Origin of the sequence: Streptomyces sp. NPDC005775 (genome assembly GCF_042871565.1) — a bacterium.
Lineage (GTDB): Bacteria > Actinomycetota > Actinomycetes > Streptomycetales > Streptomycetaceae > Streptomyces.
In genome coordinates, this window is record NZ_JBIAIU010000006.1 from 311,788 (window position 1) to 336,247 (window position 24,460).

Sequence of the window (24,460 nt, forward strand, 5' to 3'; positions counted from 1 at the left end):
TTCTCCTCAGCTTCGGTTGGTGTAGAGGTGCGCGTCGCCCAGCCGGGTACGCAGGGTGGCGAGCGAGCGCGAGCACTGGCTCTTCACGGTGGACGGGCTGCAGCGCAGCAGTTCGGCGACCGTCTCCACGCTCAGGTCCTCCCAGTACCGCAGGACGACCATGGCCCGGGCGCGGGCGGGGAGTTCGGCGAGTGCGGCCAGCAGCGTGACCGTCAGCTCGGGGCCCACCGCGGGCGCGGGGGCGGCGATCGGCGTATGGGCGTGGAAGTCCCGCAGCCGGCGCCGGCGCTCGGCGATGTAGGTACGGGTCAGCACCGTGCGGGCGTAGGCGTCAGGATGGTCGGCCGCGCTCGCCCGGCCCCAGTGCTGGAACAGCTTCGCCAGCGTCGTCTGGGTCAGGTCGCGGGCGGCGTCGGCGTCCCCGCACAGCAGATACGCGGTGCGGTACAGCCGGCGCTGACCCGCGCGGGCGAATTCCTCGAAGCCGGCGGCGTCCGGGCCGCGTCCGGCGGTCATCCAGCCTCCTCTGCGGTCTGTCGGTGGTCACTACGTCTGTTACTGAGTGCCGACGGGCCGGAAAGGTTGAAGCCGGATTGGGATTGGGTGGGCTGTCCCCGGGGCCGGGGCATCCCACAGCGGGCCCGCCCCGGCGCGGCAGGGCCGGGCTGCTTGAATGGGTGGGTGACCCGAGCCTCCCTGGACAAGCAGCCGCACGAAGTCGCCTCGATGTTCGACGACGTGGCGGCGAACTACGACCTCACCAACGACGTGCTCTCGCTCGGCCAGGCCCGGCTGTGGCGCAAGGAGGTCGCGAAGGCGGTGCACGCCCGGCCCGCGGAGAAGGTCCTCGACCTGGCCGCCGGGACGGCGACGTCCTCGCTGCCGTTCGCCGCGACCGGTGCGTACGTCGTGCCGTGCGACTTCTCCATCGGCATGCTGCGCGAGGGCAAGAAGCGCAACTCCTGGCTGCCGTTCACCGCGGGCGACGCCACGAAGCTGCCGTTCCGCGACGAGACGTTCGACGCGGTGACGATCTCGTTCGGGCTGCGCAACGTCCAGGACACGGACGCGGCGCTGCGCGAGCTGTACCGGGTGACCAAGCCGGGCGGCCGGGTCGTCATCTGCGAGTTCTCCCAGCCGGTCTGGGCACCCTTCCGGACCGTCTACACCGAGTACCTGATGCGGGCGCTGCCGCCGGTCGCGCGCGCGGTGTCGTCCAACCCCGACGCGTACGTCTACCTCGCCGAGTCGATCCGCGCCTGGCCCGACCAGGCCGGCCTCGCGGCCAAGCTGCAGCGGGCCGGCTGGTCGAAGGTCGCCCACCGCAACCTCACCGGCGGCATCGTCGCACTGCACCGGGGCGTGCGCGCCTGACGCGGGCTGCTACCGGGCGTACATGCCGTAGCCGCCGACACCGGTGCACACGGAGTCGGCGGCCCGCCGATGCACGTACGCGGGGCGCCGGCTCCGCCGAGTCGAGCCCCGCGCGAACGCCCTGAGGGGCTCCCCGCCCTCGTGGGTGACCGACGGGGTGGTCCGCGGCTGTCCGGTCGGGGTGATGAGGACGGAACGGCCTCCGTGTCACGGGCGTGTCCTCGGCGTCGTGGGCGCAGCCCCGGCCGCGGCCGGGATCCCGGTTGACGTCGTCGATCCGTGCGGTCGCGCCGGAGGCGGTGGTCAGCTCAGCTCCGTGCGCGGTCCGGTGATGTAGGGCGACATGGGAGCCCTTCGGGGAGCGGGGCGACGGGCCCCCATAGACTGCGGGGGACATGTGCCGCGCGGCACGCGATTTCGAGTCCTCGGGAGATCCGACCGTGACCGAGCCCCTGTCCGAACACAGCGCGGACGTGATCGTCGTCGGGGCAGGCCCAGCCGGCTCCACCACCGCGTACTACCTCGCCAAGGCCGGGCTCGACGTCCTCCTCCTGGAGAAGACCGCCTTCCCGCGCGAGAAGGTCTGCGGCGACGGCCTCACGCCGCGCGCCACCAAGCAGCTCGTCTCCATGGGCATCGACATCTCCGAAGAGGCCGGCTGGCTGCGCAACAAGGGCCTGCGCATCATCGGCGGCGGCGTCCGGCTCCAGCTGGACTGGCCGGATCTGGCCTCGTACCCGGACTACGGACTGGTCCGCAAGCGCGACGACTTCGACGAGCAGCTGGCCCGCCAGGCCCAGAAGTCCGGTGCGCGGCTGTACGAGCGCTGCAACGTCGGCGCCCCCATCAAGGACGAGCGCACCGGCCGGATCACCGGCGTCCACGCGAAGCTGGGCGAGGAGAAGACCCCGGTCACCTTCCACGCCCCCCTCGTCGTCGCCGCCGACGGCAACTCCACCCGGCTCTCCCTCGCTATGGGCCTGCACCGCCGCGAGGACCGCCCGATGGGCGTCGCGGTCCGTACGTACTTCACCTCGCCCCGCCACGACGACGACTACCTGGAGTCCTGGCTGGAACTCTGGGACCGGCGCGGCGCCGAGGACCGGCTGCTGCCCGGTTACGGCTGGATCTTCGGCATGGGCGACGGCACCTCCAACGTCGGCCTCGGCATCCTCAACTCCTCCTCCGCCTTCAAGGAGCTGGACTGGCGCGAGGTCCTCAAGGCGTGGTGCGCCTCCATGCCGGAGGACTGGGGTTACACCCCCGAGAACATGACGATGCCGATCCGCGGCGCCGCCCTCCCGATGGCCTTCAACCGCCAGCCGCACTACACCAAGGGCCTGCTGCTCGTCGGTGACGCGGGCGGCATGGTCAACCCGTTCAACGGCGAAGGCATCGCGTACGCCATGGAGTCGGGCCAGATCGCCGCGGACGTCATCGTCCAGGCCCACGCCCGCGCGACCCCGGCCCAGCGCGAACTGGCCCTGAGCAACTACCCGAAGGTGCTCAAGGAGACCTACGGCGGCTACTACACGATGGGCCGCGCCTTCGTGAAGCTGATCGGCAACCCGAAGGTCATGAAGGTCGCCACCCAGCGCGGCCTCACGCACCCGCTGCTGATGAAGTTCACCCTGAAGATGCTCGCCAACCTCACCGACCCGACGGGCGGCGACGCGATGGACCGCATCATCAACGGTCTGACGAAGGTGGCGCCGCGGTCGTAGGGCCCTTCCGTACGGAGTGGGCCCGGGCGGCGAGCACCGCGAGAGCGGCCGTCGCGGCTCCGCACCACATGACCGCGCGGAGCGAGGCATGGTCGACGACGTGGCCGCCGGCGAGTGCGCCGGCGGCGATCGTCGCCTGGAAGGACGCGGTGAACAGGACCGTGGCCGCCTCCGGCGCGTGCGGTGCCGCGCGGGCGAACCAGGTCTGTGAGCAGACCGGGACCGCGCCGTAGCCGAGCCCCCAGAGGACGAGCAGTGCGAGCGCGCCCGCTTCGGACCGGCCGAGGACGGGCAGGAGCGCCGTCGCGGCGGCGATCGTCGCCCCGGCCGCTCCGAACGCCGCGTGCGGGTGGCGCGTCACCAGGGCGCCCCCGAGGAAGTTGCCGGCCACGCCCGCCGCTCCGTAGACGAGCAGGAAGCCGGTGACCATGCCGGGGCCTGCGTGAGTGACCTCGCGCAGGAACGGCGTGACGTAGGTGTACGTACCGAAATGCGCCAGTACGACGAGGAACGTCACCAGCAGCGCGGCCCGGGTGCCCGGCCCCCGCAGCAGGGCGCGGAGCACGGCGGGGCGGGTGACCCGTTCCGGGGGCAGGGCGGGCAGGGTCAGGAGCAGCAGGGCCAGCACGCCCGTGGACAGCACGCCCATCGTGACGAACGCGGTGCGCCAGCCCGCGAGATCGCCGATGAGGGTGCCGGCGGGGACGCCGAGCACGGAACCGAGGGGCACGGCGGCGAAGACGACCGCGGTCGCGCGCCCGACGGACGGGGCGGGGACCAGCCGGCCGGCCAGACCGGCGCCGATCGACCAGAAGCCGCCGATGGTGACGCCGACCAGGACCCGCGCGACCAGCACCACCCAGTACGCGGTCGCGGCGGCGGTGAGGAAGTTGGCCAGCGCCAGCAGCAGGACGAAGGCCGCGAGCATCAGCCGCCGGTCGGCGCGGGCCGTCGCGAGGGTCACGACCGGGGCGGCGAAGGCGGCGAGGAGTCCCGGCATCGTCATCATCAGGCCCGCCGTGCCGTCCGCGACGGCGAAGTCGGCCCCGATCGGCGTCAGCAGACCGATCGGCAGGATCTCGGTGGTGACGACGGCGAAGATGCCCAGCATCACGGAGAACACGGCCAGACGGCCGCGCAGGGGCGTGCGGGACGTGACGTCGGTGCGGGGGGTGGCCGTGGTCGACATGTCGGGCCGTCCTGTGCTCGGTGACGCGGGGGCTGTTCGCCCCAGTTCACAAGCTCCGCCGGCCGGAGTCCGGCAGGTTCGCGACGTCACCCGTGGGCGCCGTGGATGACGTCGCGAACCTGCCGGGAACACCGGGAACGCCGAAGGGCCGCGGCTCCCGAGCGGGGGAGCGACGGCCCTTCGATGTGCGCCGAGGCGCTTGTGAAACCGTGAACTCAGTCGGTTCGACTCAGAGGACGCGGACCGCGCCCGACGGCGGGTCGTAGTCCAGGGACTTCTGCACCACACCGGTGGAGGAGTTCTGCGCGCCGACGAACTGGCCGCCGCCCACGTAGATCCCGACGTGGTACGCGCTGCCCGCGCCACCCCAGTACAGGATGTCGCCCGGCTGGAGGTTGCTCAGCGAGACCTGGGTGCCCGCCGTCGACTGGCTCTGCGAGACGCGCGGCAGGTCGACGCCCACCGAGCGGAACGCGGCCTGGACGAGGCCGGAGCAGTCCCAGGAGTTGGGGCCGGTGCCGCCGGACACGTACGCGTCGCCGACCTGCGCCTGCGCGAACGCGACGACGGAGGCGGCGGAGCCCGTGGCGGTGGAGGTGTACGAGGGCGTCGCGGACGACGAGGAGCCCGACGAGGACGAGCCGGAGGACGTGCTCAGGGTCGTGCGCTCGGCGGAGCGGGAGGCGCGCTCGGCGGCCTCCGCCTTGGCTTCCGCCTCGGCCTTCGCCTTGGCTTCGGCCTTCTTCTTGGCCTCCGCCTTGCGGACCGCCTCGGCCTGGGCCTTCTTGGCGTCCTTGGCGGCGGTCGCGGCCGCGGCCTCCTCGTGGGCCTGCGTCTCCAGGTCCAGGGCGACCTGCTGCGTGGCCTCGGCGGATGCCGCGACGGCGGTGGAGAGCCCGGCCGTGATGGTGGGCATCTCGATGGTCTGGGTCACCGGCTCGGCCTGGGCCGGACCGGCAGCGCCTGCGACCGCGATGGTGCTGAGGACGCCACCGGCAACTCCGGCCCGCAGCGCCGTCTTCGAGGCGTTTCGGCGGGGCTTCCGGTGGCTGGGTATGAGAGCGGTGTGGGACATGGGTACTAGCGCTATCAGGGCCTCAGGGGTCCCATCAAGAAACGTGTGTTGCGACACAGTTACGTCCGGAATCTGTGAATCCGCTTCCTGAGGGCCTTTATTGACGCCGTAACGGGCAAATCGGGCACACTCGATCAGTGCTGTGATCACGGGTTATCGGCAATACGCCCGAATTGCCCGCCACTTACCATCCGTTCACACCGTTGGCCAAGCCCGCTTCTCTGGCCATGGCGAGCAGGTGACGCAGGTCACAGTGTGGTCTCCCTGTGACGGGCATACGTGGGTCCGGTGCACCGGACCTGACGCCGACGGAGAACTGGCCGCGTGCGACGACCCATTCGCCCGATTGGGTGCGGATGCCGGGATGCGTCCACTTCGTGCCGCGTGCGCCCCCGTGCGAGTGACCCCGATTCGGCTCTCGGCCCCGACTCGACCCCTCCTGGTCCCAGAGTGGGGCAGATCCCTCTATCACCTGATCGCGTCCATTGCCAATTTGGCCCCGGCCGCCACGGCTTGATAGTGCGACACCTCTTTGACCAGCGGTGACGACGGCAGATGTCACGTCTCGTGATCACTCGGCCGCTTCGTGTACGAAGATCACCGCTCATCCGACTTCATGATCGTTCGTCAGGTGGTGGAGATCACAAAGACGTTGTCGTACCCCGTGTCGCAGATCACAGGACGGCAGGCATAGGATGCGGGGCAGTCGGGCTTGTGAACTGCCTCACATGTGCACGATCTTGGTGAGGTGGCGAGCCAGGTCGCCCGATGCGGTCCAACGGTCAAGGACGACTGGAAGGAGCGAGGAGCGTGAATGCCTACGCGCCCATCCTCGTGCTCGGCGCCCTCGGGGCGGGGTTTGCGATCTTCTCCGTGGTCAGTGCCACGCTAATCGGCCCCAAGCGGTACAACCGGGCGAAGCTCGAAGCGTACGAGTGCGGTATTGAACCCACCCCGACTCCAGCCGGAGGCGGCCGTTTTCCCATCAAGTACTACCTGACGGCGATGCTCTTCATCGTCTTCGACATCGAGATCGTCTTCCTCTATCCCTGGGCGGTCACCTTCGACGCCCTCGGGATCTTCGGGCTCGTCGAGATGCTGATCTTCGTGCTCACCGTCTTCGTCGCCTACGCGTATGTGTGGCGTCGCGGCGGCCTGGAATGGGACTGAGGGGCTGAGGGGCACACATGGGACTCGAAGAGAAGCTGCCCAGCGGCTTCGTGCTGACCACTGTCGAGCAGGCCGCCGGCTGGGTGCGGAAGTCATCCGTCTTCCCGGCCACCTTCGGCCTCGCCTGCTGCGCCATCGAGATGATGACGACCGGGGCCGGGCGCTACGACCTGGCCCGGTTCGGCATGGAGGTCTTCCGCGGATCGCCGCGGCAGGCGGACCTGATGATCGTGGCAGGGCGGGTCAGTCAGAAGATGGCGCCCGTTCTGCGGCAGGTCTACGACCAGATGCCGAACCCCAAGTGGGTCATCTCCATGGGGGTTTGCGCGTCATCGGGCGGGATGTTCAACAATTACGCCATTGTTCAAGGTGTTGATCATATTGTCCCGGTTGATATCTATTTGCCGGGCTGCCCACCGCGGCCCGAGATGCTGATCGACGCCATTCTCAAGCTGCACCAGAAGATCCAGGGCTCCAAGCTCGGGGTCAACGCCGAGGAGGCCGCCCGCGAGGCGGAGGACGCGGCGCTCAACGCGCTGCCCCTGATCGAGATGAAGGGGCTGCTGCGATGAGCGAGAAGGAGCCCGGCGCGGGCGGCGTCCCCGCCCCGCGCGACGAGCACGGCGAGGTCATCGGCGTACGCAAGGGCATGTTCGGCGCCAACAACGGCGGCGACACCTCCGGCTACGGCGGTCTCGTCCGTACCGTCGCCCTGCCGGGCGCCACCGCGCGCCCGTACGGCGGCTGGTTCGACGAGGTGGCCGACGAGCTCGAAGGGGCCCTGGAGGAACAGGGCCTGCTGCCCGAGAACGCCATCGAGAAGACGGTCGTCGACCGCGACGAGCTCACCTTCCACATTGCCCGCGAGCACCTGCCGGTCGTCGCCAGGACACTGCGCGACGACCCGGCACTGCGCTTCGAGCTCTGTACGGGTGTGAGCGGCGTCCACTTCCCCGGTGACAAGGGACGTGAGCTGCACGCCGTCTACCACCTGCGCTCGATCACCCACGGCCGGCTCATCCGGCTGGAGGTGTCCGCGCCGGACGACGACCGGCACATCCCGTCCCTCGTCGCGGTCTACCCGACCAACGACTGGCACGAGCGCGAGACGTACGACTTCTTCGGGCTCGTCTTCGACGGGCACCCCGCCCTCACCCGGATCATGATGCCGGACGACTGGCAGGGCTTCCCGCAGCGCAAGGACTACCCGCTCGGTGGCATCGCCGTCGAGTACAAGGGCGCCCAGATCCCGGCTCCGGACCAGCGGAGGTCGTACTCCTGATGACCACTCCCCATGCAACGCCCCGAGCCACGACCGAGGGGACTGTATATACAGTCACCGGCGGCGACTGGGACGAGGTCGTCGAGTCGGCGGCCAAGTCCGACGACGAGCGCATCATCGTCAACATGGGCCCCCAGCACCCGTCCACCCACGGAGTGCTCCGGCTGATCCTGGAGATCGACGGCGAGACCGTCACCGAGGCCCGCTGCGGCATCGGCTACCTCCACACCGGTATCGAGAAGAACCTCGAGTTCCGCAACTGGACGCAGGGCACCACCTTCGTCACGCGCATGGACTACCTGACGCCGTTCTTCAACGAGACGGCGTACTGCCTGGGCGTCGAGAAGCTCCTCGGCATCGAGGACCAGATCCCCGACCGGGCCACCGTCCTGCGCGTGCTCCTGATGGAGCTCAACCGGATCTCCTCGCACCTGGTGTGCATCGCCACCGGCGGCATGGAGCTCGGCGCCACGACGATCATGATCTACGGCTTCCGCGATCGTGAACTCGTTCTCGATCTCTTCGAGCTGATCACCGGCCTGCGGATGAACCACGCGTTCGTCCGCCCCGGCGGACTCGCCCAGGACCTGCCCCCGGGCGCGGTCGACCAGCTCCGCGAGTTCGTGAAGACCATGAAGAAGAACCTGCCGGAGTACGACAAGCTCGCCACCGGCAACCCCATCTTCAAGGCCCGCATGCAGGACGTCGGCTACCTCGACCTCACCGGCTGCATGGCGCTCGGCGCCACCGGCCCGGTCCTGCGCTCCGCCGGACTCCCGCACGACCTGCGCAAGACCGATCCCTACTGCGGGTACGAGAACTACGAGTTCGACGTCCCCACCGCCGACAGCTGCGACTCCTACGGCCGCTTCCTCATCCGCCTGGAAGAGATGCGCCAGTCGCTGCGGATCGTCGAGCAGTGCATCGACCGGCTCGCGCCGGGACCGGTCATGGTCGCCGACAAGAAGATCGCCTGGCCCGCGCAGCTCGCGCTCGGCCCGGACGGACTCGGCAACTCGCTCGACCACATCAAGAAGATCATGGGCACCTCCATGGAGGCCCTGATCCACCACTTCAAGCTGGTGACCGAGGGCTTCCGGGTCCCGGCCGGGCAGGCCTACACCGCGGTCGAGTCGCCCAAGGGCGAACTCGGCGTGCACGTCGTCTCGGACGGCTCCACCCGCCCCTACCGGGTCCACTTCCGCGACCCCTCCTTCACCAACCTCCAGGCCATGGCGGCGATGTGCGAGGGCGGCCAGGTCGCCGACGTCATCGTCGCCGTCGCATCCATCGACCCCGTGATGGGAGGCGTCGACCGGTGACCGAAGCACGTAGCGAAGTCAGTCTGGGGATGCCGCAGCTCCCCGCCCCCGCCTACCCGGCCGAGGTGCGCGCCAGGCTCGAAGCGGATGCGAAGGAGGTGATCGCCCGCTACCCCGGCAGCCGCTCCGCGCTGCTGCCGCTGCTGCACCTCGTGCAGTCGGAAGAGGGGTACGTCTCGCGTACGGGCATGGCGTTCTGCGCCGACGTGCTCGGCCTCACCACCGCCGAGGTCACCGCGGTCGCCACCTTCTACACGATGTACCGGCGCAGGGCCGGCGGCGACTACCAGGTCGGTGTCTGCACCAACACGCTCTGCGCGGTGATGGGCGGCGACGCGATCTTCGACCGGCTCAAGGACCACCTCGGTGTCGGCAACGACGAGACGACCGAGGACGGCAAGGTCACCCTCGAACACATCGAGTGCAACGCGGCCTGCGACTTCGCACCCGTCGTGATGGTCAACTGGGAGTTCTTCGACAACCAGACGCCCGAGAGCGCGACGCGGCTCGTCGACGACCTGATCGCCGGCCGCACCGTCGAGCCGACCCGCGGCGCCCCGCTGTGCTCGTACAAGGAGACCGCCCGCATCCTGGCCGGCTTCCCCGACGAGCGCCCCGGCGCCGTCGCCGCGACCGGCGGAGCCGGTCCCGCCTCGCTCATCGGCCTGAAGCTGGCCAAGGGCGAGGCCGCGCCGCAGGCACGCGTCGTGGGCCCCCGCGGCGAGGCCCCGCGCGACCAACCGCAGAAGGGCGCCGAACACCTCAGCTCCCATGACGCGCCACAGCAGACCTCGGCCTCCGACCCGGACCACCCGGCCGGTCCCGCCGCCGAGGAGGGGGAGTGATGACGTTGGCCGCCGAAATCGACAAGAACGGGACCAGTCCCGAGAAGCTTCTCTCGCCTGTCCTGTCCGCCTTCTGGGACCAGCCGGAATCCTGGACCCTGGAGACCTACCGCCGCCACGAGGGGTACGAGGGACTGCGCAAGGCCCTCGCGATGTCCCCGGACGACCTCATCGCGTACGTCAAGGACTCCGGCCTGCGCGGCCGCGGCGGCGCCGGCTTCCCCACCGGGATGAAGTGGCAGTTCATCCCGCAGGGCGACGGCAAGCCGCACTACCTGGTGGTCAACGCCGACGAGTCGGAGCCCGGGACCTGCAAGGACATCCCGCTCCTCTTCGCCAACCCGCACAGCCTGATCGAAGGCATCGTGATCGCCTGCTACGCGATCCGCTCCTCGCACGCCTTCATCTACCTGCGCGGCGAAGTCGTCCCCGTACTGCGGCGGTTGCACGAAGCCGTGCGCGAGGCGTACGAGGCGGGCTATCTCGGTACGAACATCATGGGCTCCGGACTCGACCTGGAACTCACCGTGCACGCGGGTGCCGGTGCGTACATCTGCGGTGAGGAGACCGCACTGCTCGACTCGCTCGAAGGACGGCGCGGCCAGCCCCGGCTGCGCCCGCCCTTCCCCGCGGTCGCCGGTCTGTACGCCTGCCCCACTGTGGTGAACAACGTCGAGTCCATCGCCTCGGTTCCCGCGATCCTGAACCAGGGCAAGGACTGGTTCAAGTCCATGGGCAGCGAGAAGTCCCCGGGCTTCACGCTGTACTCGCTCAGCGGACACGTGACCCGGCCCGGCCAGTACGAGGCCCCGCTCGGCATCACGCTCCGCCAGCTCCTCGACATGAGCGGCGGCATGCGTGCCGGCCACCGGCTCAAGTTCTGGACCCCGGGCGGCTCGTCCACCCCCATGTTCACCGAGGAGCACCTCGACGTGCCCCTCGACTACGAGGGCGTCGGCGCCGCCGGATCCATGCTCGGCACCAAGGCGCTCCAGTGCTTCGACGAGACCACCTGCGTGGTGCGGGCCGTCACCCGCTGGACCGAGTTCTACGCCCACGAGTCCTGCGGCAAGTGCACGCCCTGCCGTGAGGGCACGTACTGGCTCGTCCAGTTGCTCCGCGACATCGAGGCCGGCAAGGGACAGATGGCCGACCTCGACAAGCTGAACGACATCGCCGACAACATCAACGGCAAGTCCTTCTGCGCGCTGGGCGACGGCGCCGCCTCGCCGATCTTCTCCTCGCTGAAGTACTTCCGCGACGAGTACGAGCAGCACATCACCGGCAGGGGCTGCCCCTTCGATCCCGCCAGGTCGACCGTCTGGGCCGACGACAAGAACGCATCCCAGGGGGTGAACGCATGACAGTCACCACGAGTGCGCCCTCCGGGGGCGGCGAGGCGGCGCTCCCGCCCGAGGACCTGGTCACGCTGACCATCGACGGCATCGAGATCAGCGTGCCCAAGGGCACCCTGGTCATCCGCGCCGCCGAGCTCCTCGGCATCGAGATCCCGCGCTTCTGCGACCATCCGCTCCTCGACCCGGCCGGCGCCTGCCGCCAGTGCATCGTCGAGGTCGAGGGCCAGCGCAAGCCGATGGCGTCCTGCACCATCACCTGCACCGACGGCATGGTCGTCAAGTCGCAGATCACCTCGCCGGTCGCCGACAAGGCGCAGCGCGGGGTGATGGAGCTGCTGCTCATCAACCACCCGCTGGACTGCCCGGTCTGCGACAAGGGCGGCGAGTGCCCGCTGCAGAACCAGGCGATGTCGCACGGCGACGCGACCTCCCGCTTCGACGGGAAGAAGCGGACGTACGAGAAGCCCGTCCCGATCTCCACCCAGGTGCTGCTGGACCGTGAGCGCTGCGTGCTCTGCGCGCGCTGCACCCGGTTCTCCAACCAGGTGGCGGGCGACCCGATGATCGAGCTGATCGAGCGCGGCGCGCTCCAGCAGGTCGGCACCGGCGAGGGCGACCCGTTCGAGTCGTACTTCTCCGGCAACACGATCCAGATCTGCCCCGTCGGGGCGCTGACCTCGGCGGCGTACCGGTTCCGCTCCCGGCCCTTCGACCTGGTGTCGACGCCCTCGGTGTGCGAGCACTGCGCCGGAGGCTGCGCCACCCGCACCGACCACCGGCGCGGCAAGGTCATGCGGCGCCTCGCCTCCAACGACCCCGAGGTCAACGAGGAGTGGCTCTGCGACAAGGGCCGCTTCGGCTTCCGCTACGCCCAGCAGCGCGACCGGCTCACCACCCCGCTGGTGCGGAGCGAGGCGGGCGTGCTGGAGCCGGCGAGCTGGCCCGAGGCGCTGGCCGCCGCGGCCGCCGGGCTCTCCGCCGCACGCGGCAGGACCGGCGTCCTCACGGGCGGCCGGCTGACCGTCGAGGACGCGTACGCGTACAGCAAGTTCGCCCGGATTGCCCTGGACACCAACGACATCGACTTCCGGGCCCGGGTGCACAGCGGCGAGGAGGCCGACTTCCTGGCCGCCCGGGTCGCCGGGCGCGGCCGGGACCTGGACGGTGCGGGGGTCACGTACACCTCGCTGGAGAAGGCCCCGACCGTCCTGCTGGTCGGGTTCGAGTCCGAGGAGGAGGCGCCCGGCGTCTTCCTGCGGCTGCGCAAGGCGCACCGCAAGCACGGACAGCGCACCTTCGCCGTCGCCTCGCACGCCACCCGCGGCCTCACGAAGGCGGGCGGCACGCTGCTGGCCGCCGCCCCCGGCACCGAGACCGAGTGGCTGGACGCGATCGCGGGCGGTGTCGGCCTGGACGGCGACGGAGCCGCCGCGGCCGAGGCGCTGCGCGGTGGCGGCGCCCTGATCGTGGTGGGTGAGCGGCTGGCCGGTGTGCCAGGCGGGCTGACCGCGGCGGTGCGGGCGGCGACCGCGACCGGGGCCACCCTGGTGTGGATCCCGCGCCGGGCCGGCGAGCGCGGTGCGGTGGAGGCGGGCGCGCTCCCGTCGCTGCTGCCCGGCGGCCGCCCGGCCACCGACCCGCGGGCCCGCGACGAGGTGGCGGCGCTCTGGGGCGTCGCCGAACTCCCGTCCCGCTTCGGCCGCGACACCGGCCAGATCATCGAGGCCGCGGCCACCGGTGAACTGGGCGCGCTGCTCGTCGCCGGTGTGGAGGCCGACGACCTGCCGGACCCGGCACGGGCCCTGGAGGCGCTGGACCGGGTCGGTTTCCTGGTCTCCCTGGAGCTCCGGCCCAGCGAGGTCACCGACCGCGCCGACGTGGTGTTCCCGGTGGCCGCGGTCGCCGAGAAGTCCGGCACCTTCCTCAACTGGGAGGGCAGGGCGCGGATGTTCGAGGCCGCGCTGAAGCCCGAGCAGATGACGCGGAACCTGGCCCCGGGCGATGCCCGGGTGCTGCACATGCTGGCCGACGCGCTCGACGTCCACTTCGCGCTGCCGGACCTGAAGTCCGTACGCCGCGAGCTGGACCGGCTCGGCGGCTGGCAGGGCACGCACGCGGAGGACCCGCGCGCCTCCGCCCAGCCGCTGCCCCGGCCCGCCGACGGCGAGGCCATCCTCGCGGGCCACCGGATGCTGCTCGACCTGGGACGGCTCCAGGAGGGTGACACGGCGCTGGCCGGAACCCGGCACGCGGCGGTCGCCCGGCTCTCCGCCGCCACCGCGGCCGAGACCGGCGTCAAGGACGGCGATCTGCTGGCCGTCTCCGGCCCGGCGGGCAGTGTCCAACTGCCGCTCCAGGTCACGGAGATGCCGGACCGGGTGGTCTGGGTGCCGCTGAACTCCGTCGGGCGCGGTGTCCCGGCCGACACCGGTGCCCAGCCCGGCGGTCCGGTCCGGATCGGCCCCGCCGCACCCGGCATTTCCGACGTCACACCGGAGGTGGGGGCGTGAGTGCCTTCGCTCAACTGGCCACGGCCCCGCACGGCGCCGTGCTCGCCGCCGAGGACCTGTCGATGTTCGGCAACGACCCCTGGTGGCTCGTCGTCGTCAAGGCGGTCTTCTGCTTCGCGTTCCTGATGGTGACCGTGCTGTTCTCCATCGTGTGGGAGCGCAAGGTCGTCGCCTGGATGCAGCTGCGCATCGGTCCCAACCGGCACGGTCCCTGGGGCATGCTCCAGTCGCTGGCCGACGGCATCAAGCTGATGCTGAAGGAAGACGTCATCGTCAAGCGGGCGGACAAGGTCGTCTACGTCCTCGCCCCGATCATCGCGGCGATCCCCGCGTTCATGGCGATCGCGGTCATCCCGTTCGGGCCGTCCGGCAACGAGGTCTCGATCTTCGGCCACCGTACGGCGATGCAGCTCACCGACCTGCCGATCGCGATGCTGTACATCCTCGCGGTCGCCTCGGTCGGGATCTACGGCATCGTGCTGGCGGGCTGGTCCTCCGGATCGACGTACCCCCTGCTCGGAGGGCTCCGCTCCTGCGCGCAGATGATCTCGTACGAGATCGCGATGGGTGCCGCGTTCGCCTCGGTCTTCCTCTACTCCGGGTCGATGTCGACCTCGAAGATCGTGGAGGCGCAGGAGGACCGCTGGTTCATCATCCTGCTGCCGGTCTCCTTCATCATCTACATCATCACGATGGTCGGTGAGACCAACCGCGCACCGTTCGACATGCCGGAGTCCGAGGGCGACCTCGTCGGCGGCTTCAACACCGAGTACTCGTCCATCAAGTTCGCGATGTTCATGCTCGCCGAGTACGTCAACATGGTCACCGTCTCCGCGGTCTCCGTGACCCTGTTCCTGGGCGGCTGGCGGGCCCCGTGGCCGATCAGCACCTTCTGGGAGGGCGCGAACCACGGCTGGTGGCCGATGCTCTGGTTCGTCGTCAAGGTCCAGCTGCTGCTGTTCTTCTTCATCTGGCTGCGCGGCACGCTCCCCCGCGTCCGCTACGACCAGCTGATGAAGCTGGGCTGGAAGGTCCTCATCCCGGTCTCCGTCGTCTGGCTGATGATGGTCGCGACCGTACGGGCGCTGCGCAACGAGGGCTACGACTTCTCCAGGATCCTGCTCTACGTGGCCGGGGCCGTGATCGCGGTCCTGCTGATCTCCTTCGTCGTCGACATCTTCCGCGACAAGAAGGGCCGGGAAGCCGCGGCCCGGGCGGAACCGGAGCCGGCGTTCGACCCGATGGCGGGCGGATTCCCGGTGCCGCCGCTGCCCGGACAGACCCTGCCGCCCGTGCCCCGGCGCAGTCCGCGCCGCGAGCGGGAGCTCGTTGTCAGTGGCGGCATGGAAACTCAGAGTGACGGAAATCCGAGTGACGGAAAGGAGGCCGACGGTGTCTGAACTGTCTGAGTCGCCGGGGTCCAAGAGGCCGGCGAAGTCCGCGCAGGCTTCCGGGTCTTCGGAATCCCCGCAGTCCTCGCAGTCCTCGGAGGACAAGTTCCAGAATCCGGTGGCCGGCTTCGGCGTGACCTTCAAGGCCATGTTCAAGAAGCGGCTGACCGAGCAGTATCCGGAGACGCCGAAGGTGACGGCGCCGCGCTTCCACGGCCGGCACCAGCTCAACCGCCACCCGGACGGCCTGGAGAAGTGCGTCGGCTGCGAGCTGTGCGCCTGGGCCTGCCCGGCGGACGCGATCTACGTCGAGGGCGCGGACAACACGGACGAGGAGCGCTACTCCCCGGGGGAGCGCTACGGCCGCGTCTACCAGATCAACTACGCGCGCTGCATCCTCTGCGGACTGTGCATCGAGGCCTGCCCGACCCGGGCGCTGACGATGACCAACGAGTTCGAGCTCGCCAACACCACCCGCGAGAGCCTCATCTACACCAAGGACGAGCTGCTCGCGGGACTGGAGGAAGGCATGGTCGACAGCCCGCACGCGATCTTCCCCGGCATGGACGAACAGGACTACTACCGGGGCCTGGTGACCGAAGCCGCCCCCGGTACGGAACGCCAGCTCGCCGTCTCCAAGGGCGAGAAGCCGGACGACGGCCACAGCGAGAGCAACGGCGCCACGCAGGAGGTGGACGCATGACCGGCCTGGCCGCAGCGGCCTCCCAGACGTCGACGGGCGAGGCCTTCCAGTTCTGGGTGCTCGGCACGGTCGCCGTGATCGGGGCCCTGTCCACCGTACTGATGAGGAGGGCGGTGCACAGTGCGCTGAGCCTCGCCGGAACCATGATCATCCTGGCGGTGTTCTACCTCGCCAACGGGGCCTATTTCCTCGGCATCGTCCAGGTCGTCGTCTACACCGGCGCGATCATGATGCTGTTCCTCTTCGTGGTCATGCTCGTCGGTGTCACGGCGGCGGACTCACTGAAGGAGACCCTCAAGGGCCAGCGCTGGCTCGCCGCCGGATGCGGGCTCGGCTTCGGCGTCCTCCTGATCGCCGGAATCGGCAACGCCTCGCTGAACAGCTTCAACGGGCTCGGCACGGCCAACGCCGCGCACGGCGGAAACGTGGAGGGGCTCGCCAGCCTCATCTTCACCAAGTACGTCTTCGCCTTCGAGATCACCGGGGCCCTGCTGATCACCGCCACGGTCGGCGCGATGGTGCTCACGCACCGCGAGCGCACCGAACGGGCGAAGACCCAGCGGGAGATGTCCGAGGACCGCGTGCACGGCAACCACCTGCCGCCGCTGCCCGCACCCGGCGTCTACGCCCGGCACAACGCCGTGGACGTCGCCGGACTGCTCCCGGACGGCACACCGTCCGAACTCACCGTCATGCAGACGCTGCGCAGGCGCGGCCAGATGCGCGACGTGTCCCAAGAGTCGCTGGCCGGCCTCAAGGCACTGGAGCAGCGCTCCGGTGAGCGGCTCGGCCGGGACACCGAAGAAGAGGAGGTCGCCAAGTGAATCCGGTCAACTACCTCTATCTCGCCGCTCTGCTGTTCACCATCGGCGCGGCCGGGGTGCTGATCAGGCGGAACGCGATCGTGGTGTTCATGTGCGTGGAGCTGATGCTCAACGCCTGCAACCTCGCGTTCGTCACCTTCTCCCGGATGCACGGCAATCTCGACGGCCAGATCATCGCCTTCTTCACGATGGTCGTCGCCGCCGCGGAGGTCGTGGTCGGGCTCGCGATCATCGTGTCGCTGTTCCGTTCCCGCCACTCGGCCTCGGTCGACGACGCCAGCCTGATGAAGCTGTAGAGGGGCGCTTGCACTGTGGAGAACCTGATTGCGCTGCTCGTAGCGGCGCCCCTGCTCGGAGCGGTGGTACTGCTCTGCGGCGGCCGACGCCTTGACCGCGTGGGCCACTGGCTGGGCACCGCGCTCGCCGCCGCCTCCTTCGTCATCGCCGTGGTGCTCTTCACCGACATGCTCGGGAAGGGCGCCGAGGACCGCGCGCTGCACCAGAAGCTGTTCAGCTGGATTCCGGTCGAGGGCTTCCAGGCCGATGTGGCCTTCCAGCTCGACCAGCTGTCGATGACCTTCGTTCTGCTGATCACGAGTGTGGGCACCCTGATCCACATCTACTCGATCGGCTACATGGAGCACGACGAGCGCCGGCGCCGCTTCTTCGGCTATCTGAACCTGTTCGTCGCGGCGATGCTGATCCTGGTCATCGCCGACAACTACCTGCTGCTGTACGTCGGGTGGGAGGGCGTCGGTCTGGCGTCGTACCTGCTCATCGGCTTCTGGCAGCACAAGCCCAGCGCGGCGACCGCCGCCAAGAAGGCGTTCCTGGTCAACCGGGTCGGCGACATGGGCCTGTCGATCGCGATCATGCTGATGTTCACCACCTTCGGCACGTTCGCCTTCGGCCCCGTCCTCGAAGCCACCGGTGAGACGAGCGAGGGCAAGCTGACGGCGATCGGCCTGATGCTGCTGCTCGCGGCCTGCGGCAAGTCCGCCCAGGTGCCGCTGCAGTCCTGGCTCGGTGACGCGATGGAGGGCCCGACCCCGGTCTCGGCCCTCATCCACGCCGCCACCATGGTCACCGCGGGTGTCTATCTGATCGTCCGCTCCGGCGCGATCTTCAACGGCGCCCCGGACGCCCAGCTGGTCGTCGTGGTCGTCGGAGCGGTCACGCTCCTCTTCGGTGCGATCGTCGGTTGCGCGAAGGACGACATCAAGAAGGCCCTCGCCGGGTCGACGATGTCGCAGATCGGCTACATGATCCTGGCCGCCGGGCTCGGCCCGATCGGCTACGTCTTCGCGATCATGCACCTCGTGACGCACGGCTTCTTCAAGGCCGGGCTCTTCCTCGGCGCCGGTTCGGTCATGCACGGCATGAACGACGAGGTGGACATGCGGAGGTACGGCGGCCTGCGGAAGTACATGCCGGTCACCTTCGTCACCTTCGGCCTCGGCTACCTCGCGATCATCGGCTTCCCCGGTCTGTCCGGCTTCTTCTCCAAGGACAAGATCATCGAGGCGGCCTTCGCCAAGGGCGGCACCGAGGGATGGATCCTCGGAGCGGTCACGCTGCTGGGTGCCGCGATCACCGCGTTCTACATGACCCGCGTGATGCTGATGACGTTCTTCGGCGAGAAGCGCTGGCAGCCCGACACCGAAGGCCACGACCCGCACCCGCACGAGTCCCCGAAGTCGATGACCATCCCCATGATCATCCTGGCGTTCGGTTCGGTCTTCGCAGGAGGCTTCTTCTCCATCGGCGACCGCTTCCTGCACTGGCTGGAGCCCGTCACCGGGCACAGCCACGGGGACGCCCCGGTCAGCGCGACCACCGTCACCGCCGCCACCATGGTGGTGCTCGTCATCGGTGTCGCGATCGCCTGGGCGATGTACGGACGCAGGCCGGTGCCCGCCCTCGCCCCGCGCGGCTCGCTGCTCACCCGGGCGGCCCGCCGCGATCTCCTCCAGGACGACTTCAACCACGTGGTCCTGGTCCGCGGCGGCGAGCACCTCACCCGCTCCCTGGTCTACGTCGACCACTCCCTGGTCGACGGCGTCGTCAACGGCACGGCCGCCTCGATGGGCGGGCTCTCCGGCCGGCTGCGCAAACTGCAGAACGGCTACGCCCGCTCCTACGCGGTCTCGATGTTCGGCGGTACGGCGGTTCTCATCGCCGCGACCCTGCTGATGAGGGCGGTCTGATCACATGTCCTTTCCCCTCCTGACAGCGACGGCGGCGCTCCCGGCGATCGGCGCGGTCGCCACCGCCGCCGTCCCGGCAGCCCGGCGCACCGCCGCCAAGTGGCTGGCGCTCGCCTTCTCGCTGGGCACGCTCGTGCTGGCGGGCATCGCGCTCGCCCGCTTCGAGCCCGGCGGCAGCCGCTACCAGCTCACCGAATCGCACGCCTGGATCAAGGACTTCGGCGTGCGGTACGAACTGGGGGTGGACGGCATCGGCCTGGCGCTCATGGCGCTCACCGCCCTGCTGATCCCCTTCGTCATCCTCGCCGGCTGGCACGACGCCGACCCCCTGGAGACGAACTCCTCACGCTGGCGCCCCACCCAGGGCTTCTTCGCCCTGATCCTGATGGTGGAAGCGATGGTGGTCCTCTCCTTCGTGGCCACCGACGTGTTCCTCTTCTACATCCTGTTCGAAGCCATGCTCATCCCGATGTACTTCCTCATCGGCGGCTTCGGGGACCGGGCCCACTCCGGGAGCGACGAGAACGCCGCGGCCCAACGTTCCTACGCGGCGGTCAAGTTCCTCCTGTACAACCTGGTCGGCGGCCTCATCATGCTGGCCGCGGTCATCGGGCTCTACGTGGTCACGGGGACGTTCTCGCTCTCCGAGATCGCCGCGGCCCGCGCCGACGGCTCGCTGACCATGGCGACGAGCACCGAGCGCTGGCTCTTCCTCGGGTTCTTCTTCGCCTTCGCGGTGAAGGCCCCGCTGTGGCCGCTGCACACCTGGCTGCCCAACGCCATGGGTGAGGCGACCACCCCGGTCGCCGTGCTGATCACCGCGGTCGTCGACAAGGTCGGCACCTTCGCGATGCTGCGCTTCTGCCTCCAGCTCTTCCCGGAGGCCAGCAAGTGGGCCACGCCGGTCGTCCTGGTCCTGGCGCTGATCAGCATCATCTACGGTGCGCTGCTCGCCGTCGGCCAGCGCGACATCAAGCGGCTGATCGCCTACGCGTCGATCTCGCACTTCGGCTTCATCATCCTGGGCATCTTCGCGATGACGAGCCAGGGCCAGTCGGGCGCGACGCTCTACATGGTCAACCACGGCATCTCGACCGCCGCGCTGATGCTGGTGGCGGGCTTCCTGATCACCCGGCGCGGCTCGCGGCTCATCGCCGACTACGGCGGAGTGCAGAAGGTGGCCCCGGTCCTGGCCGGCACCTTCCTGATCGGTGGCCTGGCCACGCTGTCGCTGCCGGGGCTCGCCCCGTTCGTCAGTGAGTTCCTCGTCCTGGTCGGCGCGTTCGCCGCATATCCGGTGGTCGGCATCATCGCGACCACCGGGATCGTGCTCGCCGCGCTCTACGTCCTCGTCCTCTACCAGCGGACGATGACGGGCCCGGTCAAGGCCGAGGTCCAGGGAATGGCGGACCTCAAGGTCCGTGAGCTGGTGGTGGTCGTCCCGCTGATCGCTCTGCTGATCTTCCTGGGCGTCTACCCGAAGCCACTGACGGAGATCGTCAACCCGGCGGTGCAGCACACCATGTCGGACGTACAGAAGAAGGACCCCCAGCCCGAGGTGGAGGCCGCCAAGTGAGCGCAACAGCTGTCCACAGCCTGTGGACGATGGCGGGCGGGGTGACATCGGCCGCCCCGGACCAGAAGTTCAAGGCACCGGTCATCGAGTACACCCAGCTGACGCCGGTCCTGATCGTGATCGGCGTCGCCGTCCTGGGCGTGCTCGTCGAGGCCTTCGTGCCGCGCCGGGCCCGCTACTACACGCAAGTGTTCCTGACCGTCGTCGCCCTGGTCGCCGCGTTCGCCGCGGTGGTCGGCCTGGCGGCCTCCGGATACGGCACGACCAAGGCACACATCGCCGCGATGGGCGCCATCGCCGTCGACGGACCCGCCCTGTTCCTGCAGGGCGTCATCCTGCTGACGTCGCTCGTCGCCGTCTTCACCTTCGCCGAGCGGCGGCTCGACCCCGAGTCCCACGGCAGCCGCGTCGACTCGTTCGCCGCGCAGGCCGCTTCGGTCCCGGGAAGCGACAGCGAGAAGGCCGCCGTCAAGGCCGGGTTCACCACCACCGAGGTCTTCCCGCTGATGCTCTTCGCGGTCGCGGGCATGCTGGTCTTCCCGGCGGCCAACGACCTGCTGACGCTCTTCGTGGCTCTGGAAGTCTTCTCGCTCCCGCTCTACCTCCTGTGCGCCGTCGCCCGCCGCAAGCGGCTGATGTCGCAGGAGGCCGCGGTGAAGTACTTCCTGCTCGGTGCCTTCTCCTCGGCGTTCCTGCTCTTCGGGATCGCCCTGCTCTACGGGTACGCGGGCTCCGTCTCGTACGCCCAGATCGCCACCGTCGTCGACGGCTCCATCCAGCAGATCGACCCGGCGCTCGCGGACACCATGGGCAACGACGTGCTGCTGCTCATCGGCGGCGCGATGATCCTGACCGGCCTGCTCTTCAAGGTCGGCGCCGTCCCGTTCCACATGTGGACCCCGGACGTCTACCAGGGAGCCCCCACACCGGTCACCGGCTTCATGGCCGCGGCCACGAAGGTCGCCGCGTTCGGCGCGCTGCTGCGCCTGCTGTACGTGGTGCTGCCGGGCCTCACCTGGGACCTGCGGCCGGTCATGTGGGGCATCGCGATCGTCACGATGGTGGGGGGCGCGGTCGTCGCCATCACCCAGACCGACATCAAGCGACTGCTGGCCTACTCCTCGATCGCGCACGCCGGATTCATCCTCGCCGGTGTCATCGCGGCCACCCCGCAGGGCATCTCCTCGGTGCTCTTCTACCTGGCCACGTACTCCTTCGTGACGGTCGGCGCCTTCGCCGTCGTCACGCTGGTGCGCGACGCGGGCGGCGAGGCGACACACCTGTCGAAGTGGGCCGGGCTCGGCCGGCGCTCCCCGCTGGTCGCCGCGGTCTTCGCGGTGTTCCTGCTGGCGTTCGCCGGTATCCCGCTCACCTCGGGCTTCTCCGGGAAGTTCGCGGTGTTCAAGGCCGCGGCCGAGGGCGGTGCGAGCGGACTGGTCGTCGTCGGTGTGATCTCCTCGGCGATCGCCGCCTTCTTCTACATCCGCGTCATCGTGCTGATGTTCTTCAGCGAGCCGAAGGCGGACGGCCCCACGGTCGCCGTCCCGTCCCCGCTGACGATGACCACGATCGCGGTCGGAGTCGCGGTCACCCTGGTCCTGGGCCTGGCCCCGCAGTACTTCCTGGACCTGGCGAGCCAGGCCGGAGTGTTCGTGAGGTAGGCGGACGCACGACCGTTTCGACGGCGCCGGACGGGCTTGGAGGTCAAGCCCGTCCGGCTTTGTCGTAGGCGGCGCTTATCGTGGCAGGGGAGAGCGCGGGGACAGAACGGGACAGCCGTCGGGGGAACAGAGCGATGAGTATGACGGGCGGGACAGGCGTGACGGACATGACCACGGACGTGACCACGGACGTGACCGAGAGCGATGCGCGGCAGACGCTGCACCGGGTCTTCGGTTACGAGACGTTCCGCGGCGAGCAGGAAGCCGTCGTCGACCATGTGGTGGCGGGCGGCGACGCCGTCGTCCTTATGCCGACCGGTGGCGGGAAGTCCCTCTGCTACCAGATCCCGTCCCTGGTCAGACGGGGTACGGGCATCGTCGTCTCGCCCCTGATCGCGCTGATGCAGGACCAGGTGGACGCGCTGCGGGCCCTCGGTGTGCGGGCCGGGTTCATCAACTCCACGCAGGACTTCGACGAGCGCCGCTCGATGGAAGCCCAGTTCGTGGCGGGAGAGCTGGATCTCCTCTACCTGGCCCCCGAGCGCCTCCGGCTGGACTCCACCCTCGGCCTGCTCTCCCGCGGCGAGATCTCCGTCTTCGCGATCGACGAGGCACACTGCGTCGCCCAGTGGGGCCACGACTTCCGGCCCGACTACCTGGCCCTGTCCGTGCTGGGCGAGCGCTGGCCCGACGTACCGCGCATCGCCCTGACGGCGACGGCGACGGAGGCCACCCACCGGGAGATCACCCAGCGGCTGGGCATGCCCGACGCCAAGCACTTCGTGGCCGGCTTCGACCGTCCCAACATCCAGTACCGCATCGTGCCCAAGGCCGACCCGAAGAAGCAGCTGCTGTCCTTCCTCAAGGAGGAGCACGAGGGTGACGCAGGCATCGTCTACTGCCTCTCGCGCAACTCCACGGAGAAGACCGCCGAGTACCTCTGCCGCAACGGCATCGAGGCCGTCCCGTACCACGCGGGTCTCGACGCGGGCACGCGCGCGACGCACCAGTCCCGCTTCCTGCGCGAGGAGGGCCTCGTCGTCGTCGCGACGATCGCCTTCGGCATGGGTATCGACAAGCCGGACGTCCGCTTCGTCGCCCACCTCGACCTGCCGAAGTCCGTCGAGGGCTACTACCAGGAGACCGGCCGGGCGGGCCGTGACGGCGCTCCGTCCACGGCCTGGATGGCGTACGGACTCCAGGACGTCGTCCAGCAGCGCAAGCTCATCCAGGGCGGCGAGGGCGACGAGGCGTTCCGCCGCCGGGCCGCCTCGCACCTGGACTCCATGCTGGCGCTGTGCGAGACCGTGCAGTGCCGCCGGGCCCAGCTGCTGAAGTACTTCGGTCAGGACCCGACCACGGCCTCCTGCGGCAACTGCGACACCTGCCTGGCTCCGCCCGAGACCTGGGACGGCACGGTGGTCTCCCAGAAGCTGCTGTCCACGGTCGTCCGGCTGAAGCGGGAGCGCGGGCAGAAGTTCGGCGCCGGCCAGATCATCGACATCCTGCTGGGCCGCAAGACAGCGAAGGTCATCCAGTTCGACCACGACCAGCTCTCGGTGTTCGGCATCGGCGAGGAGCTGGCCGAGGCGGAATGGCGCGGCGTGGTCCGGCAGCTGCTGGCGCAGGGGCTGCTCGCCGTCGAGGGCGAGTACGGCACGGTGGTGCTGACCGAGGAGAGCGGCGCCGTGCTCGGCCGCGAGCGCGAGGTGCTGCTGCGCAAGGAGCCGAAGAAGCCCACGACGTCCCGCTCCTCCTCGAAGGGCGAGCGGAAGGCGAAGTCCTCGGCCGCCGCCGCCGAACTCCCGCCGGAGGCGCTGCCGGTCTTCGAGGCGCTGCGTGCCTGGCGCGGCGCCCAGGCCAAGGAGCTGGGCCTCCCGGCGTACGTGATCTTCCACGATGCGACCTTGCGTGAGATCGCGGCCCTGCGTCCGTCGTCGCTCGGCGAGCTGGGCGGGGTCAGCGGCCTCGGCGAGAAGAAGCTGGCGACGTACGGGGAGGGGGTGCTGGAGGTGCTGGCGTCCCTCGGGGAGGTGGAGCCCGCCCCGACCTCGGCTCCCGCCCCGACTTCGGCTCCCGCCCCGACCTCGGCTCCCGCCCTGACCTCGGCTCCCGCCCCGACGGCAGCCCCGGACCCGGCTGCGGCTCCCGCCGCCCCGGCCCGGACGACCGCGCCGGCCGCCGATCCGGAGTTCGGCTGGGACGAGGAGCCGCCGGAGTACGAGTGAGCGCGGTGGCGGTCGGGCGGC

General features: G+C 69.8%; 20 protein-coding genes. 17 read left to right on the forward strand and 3 right to left on the reverse strand.

All coding sequences use genetic code 11. The features are described 5' to 3' along the window. Positions 1–6: 6 nt before the first annotated feature. A complete protein-coding gene (locus tag ACFYPA_RS17040) occupies positions 7–516 on the reverse strand; it encodes a SigE family RNA polymerase sigma factor (RefSeq protein WP_359078163.1) in 510 nt (169 codons plus the stop codon). 165 nt (positions 517–681) lie between these two features. Here ACFYPA_RS17040 and ACFYPA_RS17045 point away from each other — a divergent pair, with 165 nt between their 5' ends. Next, positions 682–1,374, forward strand: coding sequence for a demethylmenaquinone methyltransferase (locus ACFYPA_RS17045; RefSeq protein ID WP_359078165.1), 693 nt, complete (start codon positions 682–684; stop codon positions 1,372–1,374). Between the two features lie 440 nt (positions 1,375–1,814). After that, entirely contained in the window at positions 1,815–3,098 is a 1,284-nt protein-coding gene (locus ACFYPA_RS17050) for a geranylgeranyl reductase family protein (protein WP_359078167.1), read from the forward strand. Here the strand turns inward: ACFYPA_RS17050 and ACFYPA_RS17055 are convergent. Next, a complete protein-coding gene (locus tag ACFYPA_RS17055; protein WP_389132523.1) occupies positions 3,064–4,287 on the reverse strand; it encodes an MFS transporter in 1,224 nt (407 codons plus the stop codon). The two genes, ACFYPA_RS17050 and ACFYPA_RS17055, sit on opposite strands and share 35 nt — an antisense overlap. Before the next feature lie 229 nt (positions 4,288–4,516). Beyond that, positions 4,517–5,362, reverse strand: a complete 846-nt coding sequence (locus tag ACFYPA_RS17060) for a C40 family peptidase (RefSeq protein ID WP_359078170.1) — start codon at positions 5,360–5,362, stop codon at positions 4,517–4,519. A gap of 810 nt (positions 5,363–6,172) precedes the next feature. Between ACFYPA_RS17060 and ACFYPA_RS17065 the strand changes: the two genes are divergently transcribed. The 15 genes from ACFYPA_RS17065 (at position 6,173) to recQ (ending at position 24,439) form a co-directional block, all read left to right on the forward strand. Further along, the gene (locus ACFYPA_RS17065; protein ID WP_136328529.1) at positions 6,173–6,532 is read left to right on the forward strand and encodes an NADH-quinone oxidoreductase subunit A; all 360 of its coding nucleotides are present in this window, start codon (positions 6,173–6,175) and stop codon (positions 6,530–6,532) included. A 17-nt stretch (positions 6,533–6,549) separates the two neighbouring features. After that, on the forward strand, positions 6,550–7,104 hold the full coding sequence (locus ACFYPA_RS17070; RefSeq protein WP_359078172.1) for an NADH-quinone oxidoreductase subunit B family protein: 555 nt from the start codon (positions 6,550–6,552) through the stop codon (positions 7,102–7,104). After that, positions 7,101–7,814: an NADH-quinone oxidoreductase subunit C gene (locus ACFYPA_RS17075; RefSeq protein ID WP_359078173.1), complete on the forward strand. Its 714-nt coding sequence runs from the start codon at positions 7,101–7,103 to the stop codon at positions 7,812–7,814. The genes ACFYPA_RS17070 and ACFYPA_RS17075 overlap by 4 nt, the downstream gene beginning before the upstream one ends. Next, positions 7,814–9,136, forward strand: a complete 1,323-nt coding sequence (locus ACFYPA_RS17080) for an NADH-quinone oxidoreductase subunit D (protein WP_359078175.1) — start codon at positions 7,814–7,816, stop codon at positions 9,134–9,136. Before ACFYPA_RS17075 ends, ACFYPA_RS17080 begins: the two co-directional genes overlap by 1 nt. Before the next feature lie 29 nt (positions 9,137–9,165). Further along, positions 9,166–9,981, forward strand: coding sequence for an NADH-quinone oxidoreductase subunit NuoE (gene nuoE, locus ACFYPA_RS17085; protein ID WP_359078898.1), 816 nt, complete (start codon positions 9,166–9,168; stop codon positions 9,979–9,981). Then, positions 9,981–11,345 carry an NADH-quinone oxidoreductase subunit NuoF gene (gene nuoF, locus ACFYPA_RS17090; RefSeq protein ID WP_389132528.1) on the forward strand — a complete coding sequence of 455 codons (1,365 nt, stop codon included), beginning with the start codon at positions 9,981–9,983 and terminating at the stop codon, positions 11,343–11,345. Before nuoE ends, nuoF begins: the two co-directional genes overlap by 1 nt. Beyond that, positions 11,342–13,849 (forward strand): NADH-quinone oxidoreductase subunit G, encoded by a 2,508-nt coding sequence (locus ACFYPA_RS17095; RefSeq protein WP_389132530.1) that lies wholly within the window; start codon positions 11,342–11,344, stop codon positions 13,847–13,849. The genes nuoF and ACFYPA_RS17095 overlap by 4 nt, the downstream gene beginning before the upstream one ends. Next, positions 13,846–15,249: an NADH-quinone oxidoreductase subunit NuoH gene (gene nuoH, locus ACFYPA_RS17100; protein ID WP_389132533.1), complete on the forward strand. Its 1,404-nt coding sequence runs from the start codon at positions 13,846–13,848 to the stop codon at positions 15,247–15,249. The genes ACFYPA_RS17095 and nuoH overlap by 4 nt, the downstream gene beginning before the upstream one ends. Continuing rightward, entirely contained in the window at positions 15,242–15,943 is a 702-nt protein-coding gene (gene nuoI, locus ACFYPA_RS17105; protein WP_359078182.1) for an NADH-quinone oxidoreductase subunit NuoI, read from the forward strand. The genes nuoH and nuoI overlap by 8 nt, the downstream gene beginning before the upstream one ends. Further along, positions 15,940–16,767 (forward strand): NADH-quinone oxidoreductase subunit J, encoded by an 828-nt coding sequence (locus ACFYPA_RS17110; protein ID WP_389132536.1) that lies wholly within the window; start codon positions 15,940–15,942, stop codon positions 16,765–16,767. Before nuoI ends, ACFYPA_RS17110 begins: the two co-directional genes overlap by 4 nt. Then, positions 16,764–17,063, forward strand: a complete 300-nt coding sequence (gene nuoK, locus ACFYPA_RS17115; protein WP_018101339.1) for an NADH-quinone oxidoreductase subunit NuoK — start codon at positions 16,764–16,766, stop codon at positions 17,061–17,063. Before ACFYPA_RS17110 ends, nuoK begins: the two co-directional genes overlap by 4 nt. 15 nt (positions 17,064–17,078) lie before the next feature. Then, positions 17,079–18,974: an NADH-quinone oxidoreductase subunit L gene (gene nuoL, locus ACFYPA_RS17120; protein WP_359078186.1), complete on the forward strand. Its 1,896-nt coding sequence runs from the start codon at positions 17,079–17,081 to the stop codon at positions 18,972–18,974. A 4-nt stretch (positions 18,975–18,978) separates the two neighbouring features. Next, positions 18,979–20,550, forward strand: coding sequence for an NADH-quinone oxidoreductase subunit M (locus ACFYPA_RS17125; RefSeq protein WP_359078188.1), 1,572 nt, complete (start codon positions 18,979–18,981; stop codon positions 20,548–20,550). After that, a complete protein-coding gene (nuoN, locus tag ACFYPA_RS17130) occupies positions 20,547–22,211 on the forward strand; it encodes an NADH-quinone oxidoreductase subunit NuoN (RefSeq protein ID WP_359078190.1) in 1,665 nt (554 codons plus the stop codon). The genes ACFYPA_RS17125 and nuoN overlap by 4 nt, the downstream gene beginning before the upstream one ends. A gap of 134 nt (positions 22,212–22,345) precedes the next feature. Then, entirely contained in the window at positions 22,346–24,439 is a 2,094-nt protein-coding gene (gene recQ, locus ACFYPA_RS17135) for a DNA helicase RecQ (protein ID WP_389132541.1), read from the forward strand. The last annotated feature ends 21 nt before the right edge of the window (positions 24,440–24,460 follow it).

Excerpts from the sequence above, each read along its gene's own strand:
- ACFYPA_RS17040 (WP_359078163.1), bottom strand. The coding sequence starts at position 516 with ATGACCGCCGGACGCGGCCCGGACGCCGCCGGCTTCGAGGAATTCGCC.
- ACFYPA_RS17055 (WP_389132523.1), bottom strand. The coding sequence starts at position 4,287 with ATGTCGACCACGGCCACCCCCCGCACCGACGTCACGTCCCGCACGCCC.
- ACFYPA_RS17060 (WP_359078170.1), bottom strand. The coding sequence starts at position 5,362 with ATGTCCCACACCGCTCTCATACCCAGCCACCGGAAGCCCCGCCGAAAC.
- ACFYPA_RS17070 (WP_359078172.1), top strand. The coding sequence starts at position 6,550 with ATGGGACTCGAAGAGAAGCTGCCCAGCGGCTTCGTGCTGACCACTGTC.
- ACFYPA_RS17075 (WP_359078173.1), top strand. The coding sequence starts at position 7,101 with ATGAGCGAGAAGGAGCCCGGCGCGGGCGGCGTCCCCGCCCCGCGCGAC.
- ACFYPA_RS17080 (WP_359078175.1), top strand. The coding sequence starts at position 7,814 with ATGACCACTCCCCATGCAACGCCCCGAGCCACGACCGAGGGGACTGTA.
- nuoE (WP_359078898.1), top strand. The coding sequence starts at position 9,166 with ATGCCGCAGCTCCCCGCCCCCGCCTACCCGGCCGAGGTGCGCGCCAGG.
- nuoF (WP_389132528.1), top strand. The coding sequence starts at position 9,981 with ATGACGTTGGCCGCCGAAATCGACAAGAACGGGACCAGTCCCGAGAAG.
- ACFYPA_RS17095 (WP_389132530.1), top strand. The coding sequence starts at position 11,342 with ATGACAGTCACCACGAGTGCGCCCTCCGGGGGCGGCGAGGCGGCGCTC.
- ACFYPA_RS17110 (WP_389132536.1), top strand. The coding sequence starts at position 15,940 with ATGACCGGCCTGGCCGCAGCGGCCTCCCAGACGTCGACGGGCGAGGCC.
- ACFYPA_RS17125 (WP_359078188.1), top strand. The coding sequence starts at position 18,979 with ATGTCCTTTCCCCTCCTGACAGCGACGGCGGCGCTCCCGGCGATCGGC.
- recQ (WP_389132541.1), top strand. The coding sequence starts at position 22,346 with ATGAGTATGACGGGCGGGACAGGCGTGACGGACATGACCACGGACGTG.